The 21,921-nt window shown below is 71.3% G+C and carries 17 protein-coding genes; 12 read left to right on the forward strand and 5 right to left on the reverse strand.

What is annotated here, in order from left to right; translation table 11 throughout:
- Nucleotides 1-6: 6 nt before the first annotated feature.
- Genes ACZ6ZP_RS16375 through ACZ6ZP_RS16390 form a run of 4 tightly spaced genes read left to right on the forward strand, consistent with a single transcriptional unit; the run spans nucleotide 7 to nucleotide 4,814 of the window.
- Nucleotides 7-561: a 2Fe-2S iron-sulfur cluster-binding protein gene (locus ACZ6ZP_RS16375; protein WP_351155853.1), complete on the forward strand. Its 555-nt coding sequence runs from the start codon at nucleotides 7-9 to the stop codon at nucleotides 559-561.
- Nucleotides 558-1,550 (forward strand): FAD binding domain-containing protein, encoded by a 993-nt coding sequence (locus ACZ6ZP_RS16380; protein WP_361474450.1) that lies wholly within the window; start codon nucleotides 558-560, stop codon nucleotides 1,548-1,550. The genes ACZ6ZP_RS16375 and ACZ6ZP_RS16380 overlap by 4 nt, the downstream gene beginning before the upstream one ends.
- Nucleotides 1,547-3,673: a xanthine dehydrogenase family protein molybdopterin-binding subunit gene (locus ACZ6ZP_RS16385; RefSeq protein WP_469407197.1), complete on the forward strand. Its 2,127-nt coding sequence runs from the start codon at nucleotides 1,547-1,549 to the stop codon at nucleotides 3,671-3,673. The genes ACZ6ZP_RS16380 and ACZ6ZP_RS16385 overlap by 4 nt, the downstream gene beginning before the upstream one ends.
- Nucleotides 3,666-4,814, forward strand: a complete 1,149-nt coding sequence (locus ACZ6ZP_RS16390; RefSeq protein WP_351155846.1) for an XdhC family protein — start codon at nucleotides 3,666-3,668, stop codon at nucleotides 4,812-4,814. Before ACZ6ZP_RS16385 ends, ACZ6ZP_RS16390 begins: the two co-directional genes overlap by 8 nt.
- 55 nt (nucleotides 4,815-4,869) lie before the next feature.
- Here ACZ6ZP_RS16390 and ACZ6ZP_RS16395 read toward each other — a convergent pair whose 3' ends face one another.
- Nucleotides 4,870-7,839 (reverse strand): FAD-binding and (Fe-S)-binding domain-containing protein, encoded by a 2,970-nt coding sequence (locus ACZ6ZP_RS16395; RefSeq protein WP_469407198.1) that lies wholly within the window; start codon nucleotides 7,837-7,839, stop codon nucleotides 4,870-4,872.
- Nucleotides 7,840-7,888: 49 nt separating this feature from the next.
- Nucleotides 7,889-9,055: a pyridoxal-phosphate-dependent aminotransferase family protein gene (locus ACZ6ZP_RS16400; protein WP_383824354.1), complete on the reverse strand. Its 1,167-nt coding sequence runs from the start codon at nucleotides 9,053-9,055 to the stop codon at nucleotides 7,889-7,891.
- 96 nt (nucleotides 9,056-9,151) lie between these two features.
- On the opposite strand from ACZ6ZP_RS16400, the gene ACZ6ZP_RS16405 reads away from it, so the two are divergent.
- Both ACZ6ZP_RS16405 and ACZ6ZP_RS16410 read left to right on the forward strand, forming a co-directional pair.
- A complete protein-coding gene (locus ACZ6ZP_RS16405; RefSeq protein WP_351155838.1) occupies nucleotides 9,152-9,931 on the forward strand; it encodes an IclR family transcriptional regulator in 780 nt (259 codons plus the stop codon).
- Between the two features lie 269 nt (nucleotides 9,932-10,200).
- On the forward strand, nucleotides 10,201-11,598 hold the full coding sequence (locus ACZ6ZP_RS16410) for an SLC13 family permease (protein ID WP_469407200.1): 1,398 nt from the start codon (nucleotides 10,201-10,203) through the stop codon (nucleotides 11,596-11,598).
- A 53-nt stretch (nucleotides 11,599-11,651) separates the two neighbouring features.
- Here the strand turns inward: ACZ6ZP_RS16410 and ACZ6ZP_RS16415 are convergent, their stop codons facing one another.
- Nucleotides 11,652-12,416, reverse strand: a complete 765-nt coding sequence (locus tag ACZ6ZP_RS16415) for a YqjF family protein (protein ID WP_469407202.1) — start codon at nucleotides 12,414-12,416, stop codon at nucleotides 11,652-11,654.
- A gap of 151 nt (nucleotides 12,417-12,567) precedes the next feature.
- Entirely contained in the window at nucleotides 12,568-12,972 is a 405-nt protein-coding gene (locus ACZ6ZP_RS16420) for a DUF5997 family protein (RefSeq protein WP_351155831.1), read from the reverse strand.
- A gap of 58 nt (nucleotides 12,973-13,030) precedes the next feature.
- On the opposite strand from ACZ6ZP_RS16420, the gene ACZ6ZP_RS16425 reads away from it, so the two are divergent.
- On the forward strand, nucleotides 13,031-13,831 hold the full coding sequence (locus ACZ6ZP_RS16425; RefSeq protein WP_469407204.1) for a LysR family substrate-binding domain-containing protein: 801 nt from the start codon (nucleotides 13,031-13,033) through the stop codon (nucleotides 13,829-13,831).
- A 119-nt stretch (nucleotides 13,832-13,950) separates the two neighbouring features.
- Here the strand turns inward: ACZ6ZP_RS16425 and ACZ6ZP_RS16430 are convergent, their stop codons facing one another.
- Entirely contained in the window at nucleotides 13,951-14,967 is a 1,017-nt protein-coding gene (locus ACZ6ZP_RS16430; RefSeq protein ID WP_469407205.1) for a YdcF family protein, read from the reverse strand.
- 125 nt (nucleotides 14,968-15,092) lie between these two features.
- On the opposite strand from ACZ6ZP_RS16430, the gene ACZ6ZP_RS16435 reads away from it, so the two are divergent.
- The 5 genes from ACZ6ZP_RS16435 (at nucleotide 15,093) to ACZ6ZP_RS16455 (ending at nucleotide 21,886) form a co-directional block, all read left to right on the forward strand.
- Nucleotides 15,093-15,323, forward strand: coding sequence for a hypothetical protein (locus ACZ6ZP_RS16435; protein WP_383824366.1), 231 nt, complete (start codon nucleotides 15,093-15,095; stop codon nucleotides 15,321-15,323).
- Between the two features lie 28 nt (nucleotides 15,324-15,351).
- Entirely contained in the window at nucleotides 15,352-15,660 is a 309-nt protein-coding gene (locus tag ACZ6ZP_RS16440) for a hypothetical protein (protein WP_361472994.1), read from the forward strand.
- A 782-nt stretch (nucleotides 15,661-16,442) separates the two neighbouring features.
- A complete protein-coding gene (locus ACZ6ZP_RS16445; protein ID WP_469407208.1) occupies nucleotides 16,443-17,531 on the forward strand; it encodes a DUF1996 domain-containing protein in 1,089 nt (362 codons plus the stop codon).
- Between the two features lie 103 nt (nucleotides 17,532-17,634).
- Entirely contained in the window at nucleotides 17,635-19,389 is a 1,755-nt protein-coding gene (locus tag ACZ6ZP_RS16450; RefSeq protein ID WP_469407209.1) for a discoidin domain-containing protein, read from the forward strand.
- Nucleotides 19,390-19,444: 55 nt separating this feature from the next.
- Nucleotides 19,445-21,886: a glycoside hydrolase family 3 C-terminal domain-containing protein gene (locus tag ACZ6ZP_RS16455; RefSeq protein ID WP_469407211.1), complete on the forward strand. Its 2,442-nt coding sequence runs from the start codon at nucleotides 19,445-19,447 to the stop codon at nucleotides 21,884-21,886.
- The last annotated feature ends 35 nt before the right edge of the window (nucleotides 21,887-21,921 follow it).

The following is a 21,921-nucleotide window of genomic DNA, read 5'->3' on the forward strand; positions in this document are numbered from 1 at the left end:
CTGATCGTGGCCCTATCGACGTCCAGCGCCATCACGCTGAACATCAACGGCGAAAAGCACTCGCTGCCCGTCGACCACCGCACCACCCTGCTCGACGCCCTGCGCGAGCGCCTCGATCTGACCGGCACCAAGAAGGGCTGCGACCAAGGGCAGTGCGGCGCCTGCACGGTGCTGATCGACGGTCGCCGCGCGGTGTCCTGCCTGCAACTCGCCGTCGCCTCCGAGGGACGCGAGATCACCACCATCGAAGGCGTGGCACAGGGAGACCAACTGCACCCGGTGCAGCAGGCGTTCCTCGACCTCGACGGCTACCAGTGCGGCTACTGCACGCCGGGACAGATCTGTTCGGCCATCGCGGTCATCGAGGAGCACGCGGCGGGCTGGCCCAGCGCCGCGACCACCGACGTACGGCCCGAGGCGGGCGTGCCGCAACTGAGCGCCGACGAGATCCGGGAGCGCATGAGCGGCAACCTCTGCCGCTGCGGCGCGTACGTGTCGATCGTCCAGGCGGTCGCGCAGGCGGCAGCCGCAGAGACCGAGGGTACGGAGGCCGTGGCATGAGGGAATTCGGATATCAGCGGGCGTCCGACGTTCCCGGCACGGTCGCGCTCCTGGGCACCGACCCCGACGCACGCGTCCTGGGCGGCGGCACGAACCTCGTCGACCTGATGAAGGCCGGCGTGGAGCGGCCCGGACTGCTCGTGGACGTACGCGAGTTGCCCCTCGACCGGATCGAGACCACGGACGACGGCGGTCTGCGGATCGGCGCGACCGTCACCAACAGCGATCTCGCGGCCGACCCCGAAGTGCGCCGCCGCTACCCCGCGTTGGCGGAGGCCGTCCTGGCCGGCGCGTCGGGCCAGCTGCGCAACATGGCGACCGTCGGCGGCAACCTGCTCCAGCGCACCCGCTGCGGCTACTTCGCCGACCTGTCCAAACCCTGCAACAAACGCGACCCCGGCAGCGGTTGCCCCGCCATCGAGGGCGAGCACCACAACCACGCCATCCTCGGCGCCACCGAGCACTGCGTGGCCGTCCACCCCTCCGACATGGGGGTGGCGCTCGCCGCCTTCGACGCCGTCATCTCGTACGAAACGGCCGAGGGCACCGGCGAGTTGCCGCTCGCGGACTTCTACCTGGCCGTGGGCAGCACCCCGCACCTGGAGACCGCGCTGCCCTCCGGCGCGCTCATCACCGGCATCACCCTGCCGCCCGCCCCGGTCGCCGCCCACTCCCGCTACCGCAAGGTGCGCGAGCGCGCGTCGTACGCCTTCGCGATCGGCTCGATCGCCGCGGCGCTCGACGTCCAGGACGGCGTCGTACGCGAAGTGCGCCTGGCCTTCGGCGCGGTGGCGTCCCGGCCGTGGCGCGCACGGGAGGCCGAGCGGGCCCTGACGGGCGGCCCGGCGACCGCCGAGGCGTTCGCCGCGGCCGCCGACGCCGAGCTGGCCGCAGCCCGGACGCTGCCCGACAACGGCTACAAGGTGACGCTGATGCGCAACCTCGTCGTCGCCCTGCTGACCGAGCTCACCGAGGAGACCGCTCGATGACCACGACGACCACGTCCACAGCGGCGACGACCGCCGCCGGCGCTTCGTACACCCGCGTGGAGGGCCGGGACAAGGTCACCGGCGCGGCCCGGTACGCCGGGGAGATCCCCTTCGCCGAACTGGCCCACGGCTGGCTGGTGCTGTCCACCATCGCCCGCGGCCGTATCCTCTCGGTCGAGTCCGACCCCGTCCGCACGATGCCCGGCGTCCTGGCCGTCATGCACCACGGCAACGCGCCGCGCGTCGACTCGAGCTACGTCAGCATGCTCGGCCCGCCCGACCCGATCGTCGAGGTCTTCCAGCACGACCGGGTGCCCTTCGTCGGCTGGCCCGTGGCACTGGTCGTCGCCGAGACCTCCGAGCAGGCCAGAGAAGCCGCCGAGGCACTGGTGGTGCGGTACGAAGAGGAGTCGCACGACGTCGCGTTCTCCGCGGAGCACCCCGGCACGTACACGCCCGAGGGCGACGGCCACCTGATGGAGAAGGGCGACCTGGAGGCCGAACTCGCCGCGTCCGCCCACGTCGTGGACGCGGAGTACACCACCCCCGAAGAGCACCACGGCTCGATGGAACCGCACGCGGCCATGGCGCGCTGGGACAGCGGACGCCTCGAGGTCGTCGACTCCAACCAGGGCAGCACGTGGGTCGCCGACGAGCTGGCCAAGCTCTTCTCGCTCGACCCGGCCTCGGTGCGGGTGCGCTCCGAACACATCGGCGGCGCCTTCGGGTCCAAGGGCGTACGCGTGCACCAGATCCTCGCCGTGATGGCGGCGACGCTCCTGGACCGCCCGGTCAGGGTCGTCCTCAGCCGTCGCCAGCTGTTCTCGCTCACCGGCTACCGCAGCCCCACCGCGCAGCGCGTGCGCCTCGGCGCCGACGCCGACGGGCGGCTGCGCGCCGTCGACCACCAGGCGCACAGCCTCACCTCGACGGTGCATGAATTCGTCGAGGGGAGCGCCGGTTTCGGGCGCCCCATGTACGCCGCCGACGCCCACCGCAGCGTCAACCGCGTGGTGCGCCTGGACGTGCCGACGCCGACCTACATGCGCGCGCCCGGCGAGGCCCCGGGCTCCTTCGCCCTGGAGTCCGCGCTCGACGAACTCGCCGAGCGGTGCGGCGTGGACCCGATCGCGCTGCGCGCACGCAACGAACCGGACGTGGGTCCCGTCTCCGGCCTCCCGTTCGCCAGCCGCAATCTGCTGTCCGCCTTCCAGGAGGGTGCCCGCCGGTTCGGCTGGGCCGACCGCGACCCGCGTCCGGGCGTGCGGCGCGAAGGGCGCTGGCTGCTGGGCACCGGCACGGCGGCGGCCACCTTCCCGGTGATCGTCGCGCCGTCCACGGCGGCCGTGACGGCGGAGGCCGACGGCACCTTCACGGTGCGGATCACCGCGGCGGACGTCGGGACGGGCGCGCGGACCGCGCTGACGCTGATCGCCGCGGAAGCCCTCGAAGTACCGCAGGACCGCGTCCATGTGCGCATCGGAGACAGCGACTTCGGCCCGGCGGCGATCTCCGGCGGATCGATGGGCACCCGCTCCTGGGGCTGGGCGGTCACGGCCGCGGTGGCTGAGCTGCGGGAGCAACTGGCCCTGGGCGGCGACATTCCGCCGCAGGGCATCACCGTACGCTCCGACACCAGTGCCGCCGTGGGAGGCCTTTCGCAGAAGGAACGGCACTCCTTCGGCGCGCAGTTCGCCGAGGTCGCCGTCGACGTCACCACCGGTGAGGTGCGCGTGCGGCGCATGCTCGGCATGTTCGCCGCGGGCCGCATCATCAACCCGCTGACCGCACGCAGCCAGTTCGTCGGCGGCATGACCTGGGGCCTGTCCATGGCCCTGCACGAGGAAGCCCACCGGGACCAGGCGACGGGCGGACACGTCGGCGCCGACTTCGCGGGCTACCACTTCGCGGCCAACGCGGATGTGCCGGTCATCGAGGCCGACTGGGTGGAGGACACGGACGCGGACGACCCGATCGGCATCAAGGGCATCGGCGAGATCGGCATCGTGGGCGCCGCCGCGGCGATCGCCAACGCGGTCTGGCACGCCACCGGCGTCCGCCACCGCCACCTGCCGATCCGGCCCGACCGCATCCTGAACGGGGGAGGAGCCGGGGGTGCTTGACATCGCCGAAGAGCTGAACCGCTGGGTCGAGGAGGGCCGGGACTTCGCCGTCGCCACCGTCGTGACGGTGGGCGGCAGCGCACCGCGCGATCCGGGCGCCGCCCTCGCCGTCGACAGCGAGGGCACGGCCATCGGTTCGGTCTCCGGCGGCTGTGTGGAAGGGGCGGTGTACGAGCTGTGCGTTCAGGCGCTCCAGGACGGCACGGCCGTGCGCGAGCGCTTCGGCTACAGCGACGAGGACGCCTTCGCGGTCGGCCTGACCTGCGGCGGCGTGATCGAGGTCCTGGTCACGCCGCTGGGCGCGGACGCGCCTGCCCGGCAGGTCTTCGCGGCGGCCCTCGCGGCCGCCGCCCGGGGCGAGGCCGCGGCGATCGCCCGCGTTGCGCTCGGCCCGGCCGAACTCCTCGGCAGGGTCGTGCTCGTCCACCCCGACGGATCGTACGAAGGAGGCCTGGACGGCCATCCGGAACTCGACCGGACGGTGGTGGGGGAGACCCGCGCCATGCTGGACGCGGGCCGCACCGGCGAGTTCGTCGTCTCGGAGAGCGGATCGCGCTGCGGGGCGCCCCTGACCCTGTTCGTCGAGTCGAGCGTGCCGCCGCCCCGCATGATCGTGTTCGGTGCGATCGACTTCGCCGCGGCCCTGGTGCGCACGGGCAAGTTCCTCGGCTACCACGTGACCGTGTGCGACGCCCGGCCGGTCTTCGCCACCCGGACCCGCTTCCCCGAGGCCGACGACATCGTGGTCGACTGGCCGCACCGCTACCTCCGGGACACCCCGACCGACGGCCGCACGGTCCTGTGCGTCCTCACCCATGACGCCAAGTTCGACATCCCGCTCCTTGAGGTGGCCCTGCGGCTTCCGGTCGCGTTCGTCGGCGCGATGGGCTCGCGCCGCACCCACGAGGACCGCAACCGGCGGCTGCTCGACGTCGGCGTCAGCGACGAGGAGCTGGCGCGGCTGCACTCCCCGATAGGGCTCGACCTCGGGGCCCGTACGCCGGAGGAGACCGCCCTGTCCATCGCGGCGGAGATCGTCGCGGCGCGGCGGGGCGGGTCGGGCGTTCCGCTGACCGACTCCGGGATGCCGATCCATCACGAGGCGGGCGGTGCGGCGGGCGGTACCCACGTGGCCGCCTGACCCGACCGGGCGAGGGGCGTCCGCGGTGCTCGGTCACCGCGGCCGCCCCTCGCGCTCACGCCGCTTCCACCGCCTCCCGCAGCAGCTGCACCGGATGCCAGGCGTTGCGCTCGGTGCCGTGGAAGATCTGCTGGCGGCAGGAGACACCCGTGGCCACCACGACCGTGTCGGCGTCCTCCGCCTCGATCGCGGGGAACAGCCGGTCCTCGCCGACCGTCATCGACACTTCGTAGTGCTCGGACTCGAAGCCGAAGGACCCCGCCATCCCGCAGCATCCGGCGTCGAGTTCGGACACCGTCGCCCCCGGGACGCGGTTCAGGAGCGCGACGGTCGCGGCCGTGCCCACCTCCGCCTTCTGGTGGCAGTGACCGTGGTAGAGCAGTTTGCGTCCGGCGAGCCAGGAATCGGCGCGCAGCCGCAGCCGCCCCTCGTCGATGGCCTCCACCAGCAGCTCCTCGACCTGACGCACCCGCCCGGCGATGTCCCTGACGGCGGTGTCGTCCGGCAGCAGGGCCCGGTGCTCGTCGCGCAGGGTCATCAGGCACGAGGGCTCGCACCCCACGATCGGTGAACCGTCCTCGGTCGACTCCCGCAAACGGTGGGCGAGTCGGCGTGCCTTGTTCTTCGCGTCGTCGACCAGGCCCTTGGAGAGACTGGACCTGCCGCAACAGCCCCCGCTCTCCAACCGCACCCGCCATCCCGCCCGTTCGAGCAGTTCGATGGCCGCACGGCCGATGCCCGGCTCGGTGAACGTGGTGAAGGAGTCCGCGAGATAGGTGACCGTGCCCTGGGTGACCGGACGCGCGGCAGGCGTGCGCCGCCGGAACCAGCGCAGCAGATTCCGGCGCACGAACACCGGCAGCGGCCGCTCAGGAGCGATGCCGACCAGGCGGTCCAGCAGCCGGCGCACCGGGGCGATGCGCCCCGGCAGGTTGGACAGCGGGGCCGTCGCCGACCCCAGACGGTTCAGGAGCCGGATCGCGCCGAACAGACGGGTGCGCGCGGGCACCCCGTGAGTGTCGTGGTAGTGCGAGAGGGTCTCGCTCTTGAGGGTGGCCATGTCGACGCCCAGGGGGCATTCGCTCTTGCACGCCTTGCACATCAGGCACAGATCGAGGATCTCGTGCAGCCGCTCGTCCCCCAGCGCGGCCTTCGGGTCCGGCTCGGACAGCGCCTTGACCAGGGCTCCTGCCCGGCCGCGGGTGGAGTCCTCCTCCTTGCGGGTGGCCATGTACGAGGGGCACATGGCGCCGCTGCCGGACTTGCGGCACAGGCCGATGTTCATGCACCGGTCGGCCGCCGCCCGCATGCCGCCACCGCCCACGACCTCGAAGGACAGCCGGGTGCGCAGCGGCTCGGCGGGCGCGAGCGCCGCGTCGCGCAGGTTGTCCGTCATCGGCGCCGCGTCCACGATCTTTCCGGGGTTCAGGATGCCGTCGGGGTCGAAGAGCCGCTTGACCTGGCGCATCGCCTCGTACAGCTTCTCGCCGAATATCTCCCGGTTGAACTCGCTGCGTGCCAGACCGTCGCCGTGCTCGCTGGAGTTCACCCCGCCGTACTCGGCGACCAGGTCCTTGACCTCCTCCGCGACGGCACGCATCCGGCCGACGTCCGCCGGGTCCGCGAGGTCGAGATAGGGCCGGATGTGCAGACAGCCCACCGAGCAGTGGCCGTAGAACCCGGCGGTCATGCCGTGCCGGTCCAGGACGTCCTTGAACCTGCGGGTGTAGTCGGCGAGATGGACGGGGTCGACCGCGGTGTCCTCGACGAAGGCGAGCGGTCGCCGGGTGCCCTCGCTGGCGGCCATCAGCAGGCCGAGGCCCGCCTTGCGGACCTTCAGGAGGGACGACTGCTGGGCCGGGGTGATCGCCTGGAGGGTGTGGTAGCCGTGCCCGTGGCGGGACCACAGCCGCGTGAGCTGCCGCATCCGGTCCAGGAGCTCGCCCTCCTCGTCGCCGGTGAAGGAGACGAAGAGCAGGGCTTCGGGTCGTCCTTCTAGGATCTCGCCGAGCGCCGCGTACTCGATCTTGCGCCGGGACAGATCGAGGATCGTACGGTCCATCAGCTCCACGGCGGCCGGATCGCAGGCCAGCGCGTCCTCCGTGCCCGCGATGGCTCCCGCCACCGAGGTGAAGTGCCCGACGGCGATCACCGTGCGGCGCGGCTTGGGCACCAGGTCGACGAGCGCCGTCGTCGCGACGGCGAGCGTCCCCTCCGAGCCGACGACGAACTTGGCGAGGTCGAAGGGGGCGTTCTCGCGGGCGAGACGGTCCAGGCGGTAGCCGCAGGCGCGGCGCCAGTGCTCGGGGAACCCCTCGGAGATGGCCGCCGCATTGGCCCGTACGATCTCGGGCAGCTCCCGGTAGAGGGCGCCTTCGAGCGTCGGCTGCGCGGCGCGGTGGGCGCGTTCGGCCTCGTCGACCCGGCCCAGGGGCACCCGGCTCGCGTCCGAGAGCACCACGTCCAGTTCGCGGACGTGGTCGATGGTCATGCCGTAGCGCACCGACCCGCTGCCGGCCGAGTTGTTGCCGATCATGCCGCCGATGGTGGCGCGGTTGCTGGTCGAGGTGTCCGGGCCGAACATCAGCGCCCACGGGCTCGCGGCGCGATTGAGCTGGTCCTGTACGACACCGGCCTCGACCAGAGCCGTGCCGCTGCTGGGATCGAGCTCCACGATGCGGTTCATGTGCCGGGACAGGTCCAGGACCAGACCGGGCCCGACGGTCTGGCCCGCCAGGCTGGTCCCGGCCCCGCGCGGCACGACGGGCACCCGGTGGGCCGCGGCGGCCGCGACCGCCGCGGCGACGTCGTCGGCGTGCCGGGGGAAGACCACACCCATCGGCGTGATGGCGTACATGCTCGCGTCCCGGGCGAACAAGTGCCGGGTGTAGTCGTCGAACTGGACCTCTCCGTCGAGATCCCTGACCAGGTCCCTTTGGAGACCACGGGCCCGGTCCCGGCTCTCGGCGCTCTCGATGCTCTCGGCGCTGTCGTGCGTGGGGCTCTCGCCCCCGGTGACGGTCATGCTCGGCAACCTCCTCGGCGGGACGGTGAGTTGGGCGGGGCGGTTGCCGTCACTGGGCGCGCAGGACGTCCAGGGCGTCGGTGAGCCCGCGGGGATCGACGCGCACACCGGCCAGCTGAAGGCCCATCTGCACCCCGGCGAGGGTGCCCGCGAGCGTCAGATCGTTGAAGTGGCCGAGATGACCGATGCGGAAGATCCGCCCGGCGAGCTTGCCCAGGCCCGCCCCCAAGGACATGTCGAACCGCTCAAGGACGATCTTCCGCACCTTGTCGGCGTCCTGGTCCTCGGGCATGAGCACCGCGGTGAGCGAGGACGAGTACTCGCGTTCGTCGGCGCACAGCACCTCAAGACCCCATCCGCGCACGGCGGTTCGGGTCGCCTCCGCGTGGCGGTCGTGCCGGGCGAAGACCGCGGGCAGCCCTTCGGCCTGGAGCATCCGCAGCGCCTCGGCGAGGCCGTAGAGGAGGTTGGTGGCGGGCGTGTACGGGAAGAACCCGCGCCGGTTCGCCTCGATGATCGGCTGCCAGTCCCAGTAGGACCTGCGCAGCCGCGCCGTGCGGGATGCGGCGAGGGCCTTCTCGCTCACCGCGTTGAAGCCGAGTCCCGGCGGGAGCATCAGCCCCTTCTGGGACCCGGCGACGGTGACGTCGACGCCCCACTCGTCGTGCCGGTAGTCGATCGAGCCCAGCGAGGAGATGGTGTCGACGAGCAGCAGCGCGGGGTGTCCCGTCGTGTCCATCGCCTGCCGGATCGCGGACACCCTGCTGGTCACGCCGGTCGACGTCTCGTTGTGCACCACGCAGACGGCCTTGATCGTACGAGCGCTGTCGGCCGTGAGGCGTTCGGCGACGGCCTCCGGTGAGGCGCCGTGGCGCCAGTCGCCGGGCACGAAGTCGACGTAGAGGCCGAGCCCGGCGGCCATCTGCTGCCAGAGCGTGGCGAAGTGGCCGGTCTCCACGTGCAGCACCCGGTCCCCGGTGCTGAGCGTGTTGACGAGGGCCGCCTCCCAGGCTCCGGTGCCGGAGCCGGGGAAGACCACGACGTCTCCCGCGGTGCCGAAGACCGGCTTCAGCGAGGCGAGCAACTCCGTGGTCAGCGCGGCGAAGTCGGGTCCCCGGTGGTCGATCGTCGGCGCAGACATGGCGCGGAGCACCTGGTCGGGGACGTTGGTGGGCCCCGGTATCTGCAGGAAGTGCCGCCCGGATCGAGAGGTCAATGTGGCCAACTCCCTTGAGAAGCGTGCCGCATTGTGGCACGGTGTGTCGTAAGGTGGCACGGGGAGCGTAGGGCCGACCCGGTGGGGAGTCAACGGATGCAGAGCGTTCTCAACGCACTTCGCGTACTGGAAGAGGTCGCCGCACGGCAGCCGATCGGCGTCGCGGACCTGGCCCGCGGCCTCGATCTGCCCAAGAGCTCGGCGCAGCGCGCCCTGCTCACGCTGCACACGGCGGGCTGGATCCGACCGGCCGGCGGCGAGGTCACCCGCTGGGTCGTGACCACCAAGGCGCTCCAGGTCGGGCGGCGCGCCACGGGGGAGTTGAGCCTGCGCGACGTCGCCCTGCCGCTCATGGAGGAGCTGCGGCGGCGCATCGACGAGACGGTCCATCTGACCGTCCCGGACGGCGACAAGGTGGTGCTGATCGAGCGCCTGGAGACCTCCAAGCCGGTCCGGATCATCCTGGCCCTCGGAACCCAGCTGCCCATCCACGCCTCCGCGAACGGCAAGGCGGTCCTCGCGGCGAGCCCCCAGGACGTGATCAACCGTCAACTGGCGTCCGGACTAGAAGAGTTCACGGGATCGACCATCACGGACGGGGAAGACCTGCTCGCCGAGCTCGCACGCATCAGGGAGCGGGGGTACGCCACCAACGGCGGGGAGTGGCGCGACGACGTGTCCGCGGTCGCGGCCGCCGTCCGGGACGAGTCGGGGACGCCGGTCGCGAGCATCAGCGTCAACATGCCGACGAGCCGGATGACACAGGAGGCCAGCGCCGCGTACGGCGCGCTGGTGAGCGAGACCGCGCGGCAGGTCAGCGCTGCCCTCGGGCATCCATGGCAGGGCGTCGCGGGCGGCTCCGAGGCCGGGCGCTAGCGGGCGGCGCCCCGCGCAACGCATTCGGGCGTTCCCCTTGACGCCCCGGGAAGCGCGCTCCAATACTCCCCATTGCGAAAGCTCAATTCCGTCAGGCGGAATTAGTCATCCCCTCTGGGCTCCTTCGGTCCCGGGGTGGACGTCCGTGCGCGCCCCCATCGACCGCGCACTCCTCGGTGCCGCGCGCACTTCTTGACGCCGTGCGCACCCCTCGCCACGCGCCCCGGCGCACCGCGACATGACCATCGGCCGACGGCAAGGGAGCCCTCGTGTCAGATCAAGTCATCTCCATCATCGCCCTGGTCCTTGTCTTCGCCATCGCGACCTTCTCCGCCGTCCACCTCGGCGCGCTCGCCCTCGTGGCCGCGTTCATCGTCGGCTCCACCGTGGCGGACGAGTCGACGGACGACCTCTTCTCCGGCTTCCCCGGCGACCTGTTCGTCGTGCTCGTCGGCGTCACGCTTCTGTTCGCCATAGCGAAGAACAACGGCACAGTGGACTGGCTCGTCGACGCGGCCGTGAAGGCGGTGCGGGGCCGGATCGCCCTCATCCCCTGGGTCATGTTCCTCGTCACCGCCGTCCTCACGGCGGTCGGCGCGGTCACCCCGGCCGCCGTCGGCATCGTCGCGCCCATCGGCCTCGGCTTCGCCGCCGCCTACGGCATCAACCCCGTACTTATGGGGCTGCTCATCGCCAACGGAGCCAGCGCGGGAGGCTTCTCGCCGATCGGCGTGTTCGGCAGCATCACCAACAACGTGGTCGAGCGCAACGACCTGCCGGGCAACCCCGCCCTGCTGTTCACCGCCTCGTTCCTGTTCAACGTGGCGCTGTGCGTCATCGTCTTCTTCGCCTTCGGTGGACGACGATTGCTCGGGCAACGAGCACAGACGTACAAAGGCGGTGGCGACGGCAACGGAGGCAGCGAGCGGCACGACGACGCAGCGCCACCGGGCGGACCGGGCGGACCCGACGGACCGGGCGGTCAATTGGTCGAGGCGGGCGGGACACCCCGACGCACCCTCGCCGTCGCCACCACCACCGCCCCCACGCCACCGGACGAGCCCCTCAGGCTCGACGGCCCGCGCACGCTCACCCTCATCGGGCTGCTCAGCCTCGTCGCCGGCGCGCTCTTCTTCGACCTCGACGTCGGCCTGATGGCGCTCACCATCACCGTCGTCCTCTCGCTGGTCTCCCCGAAGTCGGTCAAGGGCGCCGTGGACCGGTGCGCGTGGTCGACCGTGCTCCTGGTCTGCGGAATCGTCACCTACGTCAGCCAGATGGAGCGCATGGGCACCATCGACTACCTCGGCAAGCAGGTCGCCTCCATCCAGGCCCCTCTCGTGGGCGCCCTGCTGATCTGCCTCATCGGCGCCCTGGTCTCCGCCTTCGCCTCGACCACCGGCATGCTCGGCGCGCTGATCCCGCTGGCCGTGCCCTTCCTGCTCGCCGGCGAGGTGGGAGCCGTCGGACTCATCACGGCCCTGGCCATCTCCGCGTCCGTGGTGGACGCCTCGCCGTTCTCCACCAGCGGAGCCCTGATAACCGCCAACACCCCCGCGGACCAACGCGACTTCGTCTTCCGCCGCCTCATGGCCTGGGGGCTCGGCATCAGCGTCGTCGGCCCCCTCGTCACCTGGGGCCTGTTCGTCGTCCCAAGCTCGCTGTGAGGGCGTACGAAGTGGTGTCGTACGCAGGGACGTCGTACGCCGTCGGGGCGCCCTCAGGGGGTCGGGATGCCGCCGGGCCGGGCAGGCCGCCCGAACCGGACCGGAACGCCCGGCGAGTACAGCACGCTCACCGGGTCCCCGACCGGCCGCGGCAGCCCTGCCGCCGCGACCAGGTCCTCGTCGCACTCGATCAGCTCGGCCCGGTGCAGCGGCCAGCGCGGATGCACGTTCGGCAGGAACATCTGCCGACCGAAGAACGTGTTGTGCATGCCCCACCGGGCGGTCAGGAAGTGCTCGAAAGCGGTGGGATCCTCGACCCGCTCGCCCACCCGCACGGAGATACGGCTGCGCGCCCCGCGCGGGCCCGGCCAGCGCCTGGCACTCGTGTACGTGACGGTGTCGCCGCGGTGCCGGATGCTCATCCGCGACCACTGGTACGGCAGCCGGAACGCGGCGCGCGCGACCGCCACCGGGATCAGGCGCGAGGCGTCAAGGGACCGGAAGACGACACCCCGGCGGCCCTGGGCGTCCACCGAGTACAGGCGGACGTTGGTCTCGGGAAACGTGCCCAGATAGGGGATGCCCGGCAGCCGGAACCAGCCGACCCGGTGCATGCGGAACGCGACCAGGCCCACATAGGTGACCCCGTCGTGCAGATCGGGGACCGTCCCGGCCGGAAGGAGCGGCGCCACGTCAGCGGGTTCCACGGCCCAGTGCACGAAAGCCAGATCCAGCCACGACTGCGTGAGCAGCGGATTCTCGGCGGAGGCGGGCGGATCGGCGGTAATCGGTTCCGGGGAATCGGGGGAGAGGACCACACCACCAGCATCGCAGGACCCGGGCCCCCCGTCGCAGGAGCCGATCTCCGGGCGGGCGCGGGGCCGCGGTGCCGCCGCCCCAGGGCGTCCGGGCATGACTGAGCCCCCGGCTGACCGTGTCAGTGTCCGGGGGCCCCGTGTCCGAGCGAGGTCAGGAACGCGACTGGCGGTCCTGCTCGGCCCGCTCCGCGTTCTTCTCCTTGATGCGTACCGCTTCCTTGCGGACCTCGGCCTGGGTGGCGCGCTCCTTCTGGAGCCACTCCGGGTTGTCGGTCTTCAGCGCGTCGATCTGCTCCGTGGTGAGGGCCTCCGTGACCCCGCCACGGGCGAGACCGGCGATGGACACGCCGAGCTTCGACGCGACGACCGGCCGCGGATGCGGGCCGTTGCGGCGCAGCTCCTGGAGCCACTCGGGCGGCTCGGTCTGCAGGGCGTTGAGCTCGGTGCGCGAGACGACACCCTCCTGGAATTCGGCGGGGGTGGCCTCGAGGTACACACCCAGCTTCTTCGCCGCGGTCGCGGGCTTCATGGTCTGGGTGGTCTGGTGCGACGTCATGGTCCCCAGGGTATCGAGCATGTGAGCTACCGCCGACCACGACCGGTAACCTGGCGGGGTGACAGACTCGCAAGTGACCCCTTCGTTCAGGCTCGCGTACGTCCCGGGGGTGACACCCACCAAATGGGTGCGGATCTGGAACGAGCGGCGGCCCGACATGCCGCTGACCCTCGTCGCGGTCTCCCCGGGCGATGCGTTCGAGCTTCTGCGCGGCGGCGGCGCCGACGCGGGATTCGTCCGGCTGCCGGTCGACCGCACGGACCTGAGCGCGATCCCCCTCTACACCGAGACGACCGTCGTGGTGATCCCCAAGGACCACGTCGTGTCGGCGGTCGAGGAAGTGTCCCTGGAGGACCTGGCCGACGAGATCGTGCTGCACCCCCTGGACGACACCCTCCACTGGGAGAACCTGCCGGGAAAGGCAGCGAACGAGCGCCCCGCCACCACGGCGGACGCCATCGAACTGGTCGCGGCGGGCGTGGGCGTCCTCGCCGTTCCCCAGTCGCTCGCCCGCCTGCACCACCGCAAGGACCTCACCTACCGGCCCCTCTCGGAAGCCCCCGAGTCGCGGGTCGCACTCTCGTGGCCGGAGGACGCGACCACGGACCTGGTGGAGGACTTCATCGGGATCGTCCGTGGGCGCACCGTCAACAGCTCACGCGGCCGCACCCAGACTCCCGCCGCCGCGTCGTCACCGGCGGGGGCGAAGGGCAAGAGCCCCGACAAGGGCGGCGCCCGGCGCAAGCCGACGGCCGGAAAACCGACCGGAAAGACCGGCAAGCCGACCGGCAAGAACGCACGGAGCGGTTCAGCCGCCTCCAAGGGCGGCAAGCGGGGCAAGCCCCGCGGTCGTTCTTAGCCCGCTTCACCGTCCCCGGGGCGGCAGGAGCAGGCGCCGGGCAGCAGGCAGCAGGCAGCAGGCGGCAGGCAGCAGGCGGCAGGCAGCAGGCGGCAGGCCGGGGCGGCAGCAGCCTCACCTCACCCGGAGACGCTCCGCTGCCACCAGGCGAGCACCCCGCCGAGGACGAGCAGCAGGCAGATGGCGGCATTGGTCCGCTTGTAGGCCACGAGGACCGCGGTGAACTCGCGGATCGTCGCGGTGGGCCAGAAGTACGCGGCGGTGGGCGAGCCCACCACCTGGCCCCTGATCCCGGTCCGCCGAGCCGTGAGGGCGGCACGGAAGGCGTGGTAGTTATTCGTGACGATCACGCACCGGTAGTCCGGCTTCGTCCTCTCCATGATCGCCTTGCTGAACCGCAGATTCTCGTCGGTCGTCGTCGAGCGGTCCTCCCGCTCGATCAGATCGGCGGGAAAGCCACGGGCGATCAGATGGTCGGCCATCGCGTGGGACTCCGGCAGGTCCTCGTCAGGCCCCTGGCCCCCCGAGGTGATGAGCACGGGAGAACTGCCCCGCTTGGCCAGGCGCGTGTGCACCGCCTGCGCCCGCTTGAGGCGACTGGCCAACAGCGGCGGCACGGTGGAGCCACCGACGAGCCCCGAGCCCAGTACGACCACGTAGTCGGCCTTGCGGCGCACCCGCAGCCGCCCGTAGAGGAACGCGTAGAAGACGAAGCACAGGAACAGGAACGAGAGATAGGCGGCAAGCCCACCCGCCGCGGCGCCCACCCCGACCCACACCGGCGTCCGCACGACCACGGCCGTGACCAGCAGCGCGACGACGGCCAGGATGCACAACGCGGCCAGCAGCGAGAGCAGGTTGGTGGGGCTCCTGCCCTCCTTGCGCACCATCTGGAGGCCGTTGAAAAAGAGCAGACACGTCAGTACGAGGATGCCCAGCGCCCCCAAGACCACCAGCGCCCACGCGACGGCCTGCCCCGACGCCGAACCGGACCTGACCAGTTGGAACACCCAGGCCGCGAGAGCGCAGAGCACGGCGAGCCCCAGGATCACGGCATTGCTGAACTTCCTGCGTTCGCGCGCCACGCGTACGCAGAAGACGAGGAACAGGAGCGCTGCCGGGGCGTAGACCAACATCCGCACAGCGTAGGCGCCGTGGGGCCATGCCTCGGACCGGCCTCGGACCGGAACGAAAGCCTCCGCTGTAGTGATCTCCGCGGTCAGGCCGTGCCCTTTCCGGACGGCAGGGAGTTGACCCCGGTATGAAGAAGCGAAGCGTACTCGCCGTTGCCTCCCTCGCCGCCGGGGCTGTCATCGCCGCGATCAGCCCGCCGCAGGGAGCGGACACCGCCGACACGAGGGAGCCCGCCCACGCCGCGGGGGTGCTGGACGAGATCGGCGACACCGAACCGTGGGCCGACAGCGCCCCGCAGACGCCCGGCGCCGGTGTCGGCGTGGTCGCCCCCGACATCTCCAGCACCCACAGGCTCTGAGGAGACCGGCCCACCCGCGGAGGCCCCCATGTCCCGTACCCGACAGGTGCGCGAGAGCGCGGCGCGACTCACCGCCGTACTGGCGCTGAGCCTGCTGGCTCTCCCGATGCTCGGCGGCACCGCCGCGGCGGGCGGCACGTGCTACGCCACCCACGCCGACGCGCCGATCTACGCCGGGGACAACCCGTGGACCGAGATCGTCGGTCATCTCGACCCGGGCATCCCGGTCAACGGCACCCGCCAGGGCGTGGACGCCCTGTGGCAGGTCTCGCGCACCGACAACGGCCAGAAGCTCGGCTACATGCGGCCCGCCGACCTCAGGTGCGACGGCGGCTGACAAAAGCTCATGGCGGGCCCGGTGCTCCCTCGGCCGGGCCCGCACGACTGCACCGGCACGACTGCACCGGCACGACCGCACCGGCACGACCGCACCCGCGGTCCGCACACTGACAGCCCCCAACTAACGGCGTGGCCCGCGCACTTGCCGTGCCGCTATCGTCCACCTCCTGACCAGCCGCTTCGGCGGCTTCCGACGCGGAGGTGGATTTTCCATGACCGGCCGGCCCGCGACGACGACCCTGTGGCGCCCGACCGGCCCCAAGGAGCTCGACGACTTCAACGCCCACATCGTCGGCGACATCCAGCTGGTGCACAGCTTCGAGTGAGCGCGCGGGCCGCTCGACGGCCCTGTGGATCCCGGGAGAGCGCTGAAGGAGAGCGCTCTCCCGCACTGCCTTCCCCGGGTGTCCGGCCGAGGCGAGTCCGTGGAGCAGTCGTTCCCCAACATCCTTTGGTCTGCGGCCAGTTGCGGACCGGGACTCTCGGACCTGGGGGAGTGGCCAGTCTCGTACGCCATGGGTGCGCCGCCGAGCCACGGGCTGCGCCGCCCAGTTGTTCACCGTCTCTTGACACGCTCGTGTCACGGTGGGAACACTCCGGGAGAGCGCTCTCCCGGCTCTCTCGGCTCTGCTGCCGTCCGGGCGCTCCGCAACAGGTGACCGTCGGCGGCCAGTTGGCGCGCCCTCAGCCACTCATGTCCCCACCCGGTGCTCGGGAGCGCACGGCCACGGCTCCCGGAAGGCCGGCCCCCCATCCCCTTCCACGTGGCAGGAGGTCTCCATGGCACGGAGATCGAGAACGATCTCAGGAGCGCTGATCGCGGGCGCCCTGATAGTGAGCTCACTCGGCATCGGCGGCATCGCGGTGAGCGCCGACAACGCGTCGCAGTCCCGTACGCCGAAGGCCATGGCAGCGCACGCGGGACACACCATGGCCGCATCCACTCGCGCATCGGCGGACGACGCCGACGCGGACGGGTACATCCCCGCGAAGTCGCCCGTCGCCGGAGTCAAGCCGGCCGCCGAGGCGCCGCCGCACCGCTACTTCCATGAATTCCAGGCGCACTGTTCGGTGTCCCACACCGCTCCCGACGACCCCGTGGTCTATCCCGGACAGCCCGGCAAGTCGCACGACCACACGTTCATGGGCAACACCACGACCAACGCGCACAGCACCACGGGCTCGTTGGACGCCGGTGCCACCAAGTGCCTCGCCCCCGGTGACCGGTCGGCGTACTGGATGCCCACGCTGTACAACGGTGACAAGGAGATACGCCCCGTAGGGAACCAGACGATCTACTACAAGGCCGGGGTCACCGACTACACGAGCGTGCGGCCCTTCCCCAAGGGGCTCAGGTTCGTCGTCGGCAGTCCGATGCAGACCGCGCAGGAGTTCCGCGACCACCCCGGCTTCGTCGAAGGGTGGGAGTGCGGGACCAGCTACTTCAACGTCGCATTCCCCAAGGACTGCCCCACCACGCCCGACACCCAGCTCAACATCCGCTTCCAGGCGCCCAGTTGCTGGGACGGCAAGTCGCTGGACGCCCCCGACCACCAGAGCCACATGGCCTACCCGGTCGTCAAGAACGGCACCAACGACAACATCTGCCCGACCAGCCACCCCGTCGCCCTGCCGATGATCGAGTTCAAGATGGCGTTCCCCGTCAACGGGGACCTGTCGAAGGCCCGATTGGCGAGCGGCGCGAGCCACTCCTTCCACTACGACTTCTTCAGCGCGTGGGACGACGCGACGCAGAAGGCGCTGGTGGATCACTGCATCGTCGGCGGCCTGCAATGCGACCCGCGCGGCTATGACCAGACGCACCCAGAAGCGGGCGCGGCGCTCGACGAGAACTACGAACTGCCGTGACCTCGGCCTGCGAAGGGCGGGGCTCCCTTCCGCCCTTCGCAGGTGTGCCCCCGCGCCCCCTTCCTTCTCCTCTTCCCCATCCCCCCTCGCCCAGGAGACCTCCATGCGCAGACCTGGTACCGCTCTCTCCCTACGCACCCTCGTGGCCTCCGCGACCGCGGGCCTGCTCGCGGCAGGCGCACTCGTGCTCCCCGCCCAGCAGGCGCACGCGGTCGGCAGTGTCGTGAAGGTGACCGGTTCGCAAGGCAACTGGCAGCTCACCGTCGACGGCTCGCCCTACCAGGTCAAGGGCCTGACCTGGGGCCCATCGGTCGCGGACGCCGGCAAGTACATGCCCGACCTGCGGTCCATGGGCGTCAACACCATCCGGACCTGGGGCACCGACGCCTCCAGCAAACCGCTGTTCGACTCCGCAGCCGCCCACGGCATCAAGGTCGTCGCGGGCTTCTGGCTCCAGCCCGGCGGCGGCCCGGGAAGCGGCGGCTGTGTCAACTACCTCACGGACACCGCGTACAAGAACCAGATGCTCGATGAGTTTCCCAAGTGGGTGGACACCTACAAGGACAACCCCGGTGTCCTGATGTGGAACGTGGGCAACGAGTCGGTGCTCGGCCTGCAGAACTGTTACGCCGGGGACGAGCTGGAGAAGCAGCGCAACGCGTACACCACCTTCGTCAACGACGTCGCCAAGAAGATCCACGCGGTGGATCCCGACCACCCCGTGACCTCCACCGACGCCTGGACCGGGGCCTGGCCCTACTACAAGAAGAACGCGCCGGACCTCGATCTCTACGCCGTCAACGCCTACAACGCAGCGTGCGAGATCAAGTCCGACTGGGAGAAGGGCGGTTACACCAAGCCCTACATCGTCACCGAGACCGGGCCCGCGGGGGAGTGGGAGGTCCCCGATGACGCCAACGGGGCTCCCCAGGAGCCCACCGACCAGGCCAAAGCCGCCGGATACACCAAGGCCTGGGACTGCGTCACCGGCCACCGAGGTGTCGCGCTGGGCGCCACCATGTTCCACTACGGCACGGAGTACGACTTCGGAGGTGTCTGGTTCAACCTGCTTCCCGCGGGCCAGAAGCGACTCTCGTACTACGCCGTGAAGAAGGCCTACAAGGGCAGCACCGCCGGTGACAACACCCCGCCGGTCATCTCCGAACTGGCCGTCGACGGCGACGCGGGCAAGGTCCCCGCGGGCGGCCCGCTCACGCTCACGACCAAGGTCAGCGATCCCGACGGCGACACGCTCTCCTACGAAGTGCTCGCCAACAGCATGTACATCGACAAGAACAAGGACCTCACCCCGCTGACCGCCACGGACCTGGGATCGGGCCGTCTGAAGGTCACGGCACCGGACAAGCCCGGCGTCTGGAAGATCTACGTCAAGGTCTCCGACGGCAAGGGCAACGTCGGCATCGAGACACGGTCCGTGCGCGTGGTGGTACCGCCGGTCGACGGCACGAACGTCGCCCTGGGCAAGACCGCGACCGCCTCCTCCTTCCAGCCCGGCAGCGGCGACTGCCCGTGCACCGCCGCCAACGCCGTCGACGGCAAGCAGGGCACCCGCTGGGCCAGCGACTGGAGCGACCCGCAGTGGCTCCAGGTCGACCTGGGCTCCATCACCTCCTTCAAGCACGTCCAGCTCACCTGGGAGACCTCGTACGCGAAGACGTACACGATCCAGACCTCCGACGACGGACGGAACTGGAGGACGGTGCACGAGGTGCGCGGCGGCAACGGCGGCGTCGACGACTTCGACGTGAACGGCTCGGGCCGTTATGTGCGGGTCAACGGCACGGAGCGAGGCACCGGATACGGCTACTCGCTCTACGAATTCGGCGTCTACAACTGATCCACGGAAGCGGAAGCGGAAGCGGACGCGGCTGCGGGGCCAGGAGGGGCGAGGAATGACGCGCGACGAATTGCTCAGTCTTGTGGACACGCTGGACCTGGAGCGGAAGGTGGGGCTCCTGACCGGAGCCACCGTGTGGCGCACCCGGGCCGAACCGGCCGTGGGGCTGCGGGAGATGGTCTTCTCGGACGGTCCCGCCGGAGTGCGCGGGGAGGAGTGGGACGAACGCAGCCCCTCGCTGCTCCTGCCCTCCGCCTCCGCGCTGGGCGCCCTGTGGGACGAGCGGCTGGCCGGTCAGCTCGGCGAACTGCTCGCCTGCGAAGCCCTGCGCAAAGGGGTGCACGCCGTGCTCGCGCCCACCTTGAACCTCCACCGCACTCCGTTGGGCGGGCGCCACTTCGAGTGCCTGGCCGAGGACCCGGAACTGGCCGGGCGCACCGGAGCCGCCCTGATCCGCGGCATCCAGGCGCACGGGGTGGCCGCGACCGCCAAGCACTACGTGGCGAACGACTCGGAGACCGAACGGCTCACCCTGGACGTACGGGTCGACGAGCGGACGCTGCGCGAGGTGTACCTGGCCCCGTTCGAGGCCGCCGTCCGCGCGGGCGTGTGGCTCGTCATGAGCGCGTACAACGCGGTCAACGGCACGACGATGACCGCCAACGCGCTGTTGGCCGAACCGCTGAAAGGAGCGTGGGGATTCGACGGGGCCGTCGTCTCCGACTGGGGAGCCGTGCGCCTGACGGCCGACAGCGCGACGGCGGCCCAGGACCTCGCGATGCCAGGCCCTGATGGCCCGTGGGGCGCGGCTCTGGTGGCGGCGGTCCGCAGGGGTGATGTTCCCGAGGAGACGATCGACGACAAGGTGGTACGCCTGCTCGCCCTGGCCGACCGGGTCGGCGCGCTCGGGAGCGGACGCGGGCTCCCGCCGCGCGCCTGGCCCGGCGGCACCGCACGCCGCCTGCTGCGCCGCGCCGTGGCAGCCGGCACCGTACTGCTGCGCAACGAGAACGTCCTGCCCCTGGACCTCTCCGCACTGCACAGCGTGGCGGTCATCGGACGGCACGCCTGCGCCCCGCGGCTCCAGGGAGAAGGCAGCGCCGGAGTCTTCCCCCGGGACGTCGTCACACCGCTGGACGGCATCCGGGCCCGGCTGCACGGGCGGGCCCAGGTGCTGCACGCCCCCGGCCCGGAGCTGGGCGGGCAGCCGCTGCCGCTGGATGTCGCACGGTGCGCGAACCCCCTCACCGGGGAACCCGGCGTACTGATGCGCGTCCTGACCGCGACCGGGCGGGAAATCTCATCGGAACATCGCCTGTCCGGGCGGCAGTTGGAGCCTCCCGTCGCACCGGAAGCGCACACCGTCGAGATCAGCGCGCTGGTACGCCCGGTCGACGACGGCAAGTGGACGTTCGGGATCGGCGGCTACGGCCGGATGAGTCTCGCGGTGGACGAACAGCTGCTGGTGGAAGGAGAGTTCACGCGCGACACCGAGGATCCGGCGGTCATTCATCTCGACCCGCCACGCAGGCACGCCTCGGTCTGGCTGCCGGGCGGTCACGCCGCGCACGTCGTGGCACGCAGGGAGCTGGCTCCCGGCACCGGCCGCGCCGTCGTCGTGACGGCGGCGGCGCCCGAGCCGGACCCTGATCAGGCGCTGGCCGACGCGGTCGAGGCCGCGCGGAAGGCGGACGTGGCCGTGGTCGTGGTCGGCACCACCGAGGGCAGCGAGTCCGAGGGACACGATCGAACCTCGCTCACCCTCCCCGGCCGTCAGGACGAACTGGTCGCGGCGGTCGCCGCCGCCAACCCGCGCACCGTGGTCGTCGTCAACTCCGGTGGCCCCGTGGAGCTGCCCTGGCGGGACCAGGCGGCGGCGGTGCTCCTGTCGTGGTTCCCCGGACAGGAAGCGGGAACCGGGCTCGCCGACGTCCTCTTGGGGCAGAGCGAACCCGGTGGACGACTGCCCACCACCTGGGGAGCGGCGCTGGCGGACGCGCCGGTCACGGACACCCGCCCGCGGGACGGCGCGCTCGCGTACGCCGAGGGCCTGCACATCGGCTACCGGGCCTGGCTGCGGGCGGGCCGTGAACCGGCCTACTGGTTCGGTCATGGCCTGGGTTATACGACGTGGAGTTACGAGCGCATTCGGGTAGCGGGGGCGGCGCGGGACGGAGGAGAAGTCCTGGTTGTGGAGGTCCAGTTGCGCAACACGGGCGCCCGCCCAGGACGTGAGGTGGTGCAGGTCTACCTCGCGCGGCCCGACTCGGCGGTGGAGCGCCCGGTCCGCTGGCTCGCGGGCTTCACGGCGGTCCGGGCGGAGCCGGGGGAGACGGTGACGGCATCGGTGGAGGTACCGGCCAGGATGCTGCGCCACTGGGACGTGCGAGCGGGCCGCTGGCGAACCGAGGCCGGCGTCTGGCGGATCCACGCCGGGCGCAGCGCCGGAGACCTGCCCCTGACGGCGACGGTACGCAGGCCAGGCAACTGCCCCTAGCGGGGCGAGCGGCTACGGGAGAGCGCTCTATGACG

Source organism: Streptomyces sp. NPDC054047, from assembly GCF_055585065.1.

Coding starts and splice junctions, on each gene's coding strand:
- ACZ6ZP_RS16380 (WP_361474450.1), top strand. CDS start 558: ATGAGGGAATTCGGATATCAGCGGGCGTCCGACGTTCCCGGCACGGTC.
- ACZ6ZP_RS16430 (WP_469407205.1), bottom strand. CDS start 14,967: ATGTTGGTCTACGCCCCGGCAGCGCTCCTGTTCCTCGTCTTCTGCGTA.
- ACZ6ZP_RS16455 (WP_469407211.1), top strand. CDS start 19,445: ATGACGCGCGACGAATTGCTCAGTCTTGTGGACACGCTGGACCTGGAG.
- ACZ6ZP_RS16435 (WP_383824366.1), top strand. CDS start 15,093: ATGAAGAAGCGAAGCGTACTCGCCGTTGCCTCCCTCGCCGCCGGGGCT.
- ACZ6ZP_RS16395 (WP_469407198.1), bottom strand. CDS start 7,839: ATGACCGTCACCGGGGGCGAGAGCCCCACGCACGACAGCGCCGAGAGC.
- ACZ6ZP_RS16445 (WP_469407208.1), top strand. CDS start 16,443: ATGGCACGGAGATCGAGAACGATCTCAGGAGCGCTGATCGCGGGCGCC.
- ACZ6ZP_RS16405 (WP_351155838.1), top strand. CDS start 9,152: ATGCAGAGCGTTCTCAACGCACTTCGCGTACTGGAAGAGGTCGCCGCA.
- ACZ6ZP_RS16450 (WP_469407209.1), top strand. CDS start 17,635: ATGCGCAGACCTGGTACCGCTCTCTCCCTACGCACCCTCGTGGCCTCC.
- ACZ6ZP_RS16440 (WP_361472994.1), top strand. CDS start 15,352: ATGTCCCGTACCCGACAGGTGCGCGAGAGCGCGGCGCGACTCACCGCC.
- ACZ6ZP_RS16420 (WP_351155831.1), bottom strand. CDS start 12,972: ATGACGTCGCACCAGACCACCCAGACCATGAAGCCCGCGACCGCGGCG.
- ACZ6ZP_RS16385 (WP_469407197.1), top strand. CDS start 1,547: ATGACCACGACGACCACGTCCACAGCGGCGACGACCGCCGCCGGCGCT.